The following is a 1,485-nucleotide window of genomic DNA, read 5'->3' on the forward strand; positions in this document are numbered from 1 at the left end:
TCCAACTGCTTTCTGATGCTTTCGTCCATCTGTACCATACGCTCTGATTTTTTCCCTTCTGTCAGCAAGTTTTTCAGCTTGCCCGAAGGATATTTTTTGCAGTTCTCAGAAGCGCAGGTATTCAATAAGGCAAACTTCAAGGAAAGCTGAAAATACGCTTAACCCCGTTTGAGGAAGATTTTCAGCCCTGTGTTTGACGTTTGCAATGCCGGAGATACCTTTGCAAAAAAATATCTGCAGAGGCATGCTGAACAAACCTGTGGATGTAATGGTACATTAGGATAACCTGTATCCCTTTCGCATCAGATATTTTCAGATAATAAAATGCACCCGTTTCAGGGGTGACAGTGTTGACAGAAAGTATCTGTCAGTGTATCAGATACTTCATATAGAAATCATGCGTTGACAAACGTTGACAGGCGTAGCCATAATTTTCAGTCAGCTAAAAATCCATAGCCAAACGTTGACACATTATAATACCCTATTTTTTATAAGTAAAATAAGAAAGAATATAACATACTGTATTACAGAAACTTCCCAGACAGACTTTATACCGGATTTTCATTGGATTTGCTGTCAACGCTGTCAACCATCAAATATATGCCTTCCTGATTTCCGTAAAACAGATTCGTTATCAATCGCCTTACCCCAGCCGTATTGAATATGACAGGTAACACATAATCCATACAAATCCCACAATCTCCGGAATAATCCCATATTTGACGTATTGACAGCTAATAATCAGTTGTTTACCTTTACGGTATCCAATAAACGAAAAGATTAACCAGCATGAGATATAATGAAAGTCGTTCCGGAAAAGACATATTCAGTAAAGGAGGCAGCACGCTACCTGGGTGTTCACCGCTGTACCATCTATGCCTATATCCGTTATCTGGAAAAGCCGCTGGCTTTCCTGAAGATTCCTGATAAGGCAAAAAGGGTGTTCAGAGGAACTGACCTGATAGCCTACAAGGAAACCGGTCTGCCCAAACGTGGCCGCAAGCGTAAGAAACACCGTTAGTTCAGTCTGTCCCATGGAATGGTATCCAAAAGATTACATTTAGCATTCATAGCTGCAAGTTCAAGAGCCAGCAGCCTTGCCTTTAGCCTGACATCCTCCATGTCAGCCACGGCCTGAAGGAACTCCGACGGCTCCATTGCTCCTGACTGAATCATCCATTCCCTTGCACATTGTTCAGGAACAGCGGCACTGACGAAAGAGAATATTTCTTTTGCTATGCAGCCGGCTGTACCGTCACCGGCTTCAATTGTAAAGCAGAACGGTACACCGCTCGAAGTCTTCCTCCTGAAATTGAGAAATCGGATTCCAGCCATATTTTCCATAGAAACGCTCCACCCATGCCGGACAGAGATATTAAAAATATTACGACAATTTTCCATTTACCATACAATTATAGTTTTGTTTTCATTTACCTGCTATAATAAGCAGCCGGTCTTGTCCGTGACGGATAGGACCGGCCACTT

At 42.2% G+C, this 1,485-nt stretch carries 3 protein-coding genes; 1 reads left to right on the forward strand and 2 read right to left on the reverse strand.

Features of this window, described 5'->3' with window-relative positions; translation table 11 throughout:
* Positions 1–548 precede the first annotated feature (548 nt).
* Positions 549–686, reverse strand: a complete 138-nt coding sequence (locus tag ACMN7X_RS08085; protein WP_418746957.1) for a hypothetical protein — start codon at positions 684–686, stop codon at positions 549–551.
* A gap of 113 nt (positions 687–799) precedes the next feature.
* On the opposite strand from ACMN7X_RS08085, the gene ACMN7X_RS08090 reads away from it, so the two are divergent.
* Positions 800–1,021, forward strand: coding sequence for a helix-turn-helix domain-containing protein (locus tag ACMN7X_RS08090; RefSeq protein ID WP_007835189.1), 222 nt, complete (start codon positions 800–802; stop codon positions 1,019–1,021).
* Here the strand turns inward: ACMN7X_RS08090 and ACMN7X_RS08095 are convergent.
* Positions 1,018–1,344 carry a hypothetical protein gene (locus ACMN7X_RS08095; RefSeq protein ID WP_418746958.1) on the reverse strand — a complete coding sequence of 109 codons (327 nt, stop codon included), beginning with the start codon at positions 1,342–1,344 and terminating at the stop codon, positions 1,018–1,020. The genes ACMN7X_RS08090 and ACMN7X_RS08095 overlap by 4 nt on opposite strands.
* Between the last annotated feature and the right edge of the window lie 141 nt (positions 1,345–1,485).

The sequence above is a fragment of the Frisingicoccus sp. genome (assembly GCF_048388605.1).
In the GTDB taxonomy this organism is placed as follows: Bacteria; Bacillota; Clostridia; order Lachnospirales; family Lachnospiraceae; genus Frisingicoccus.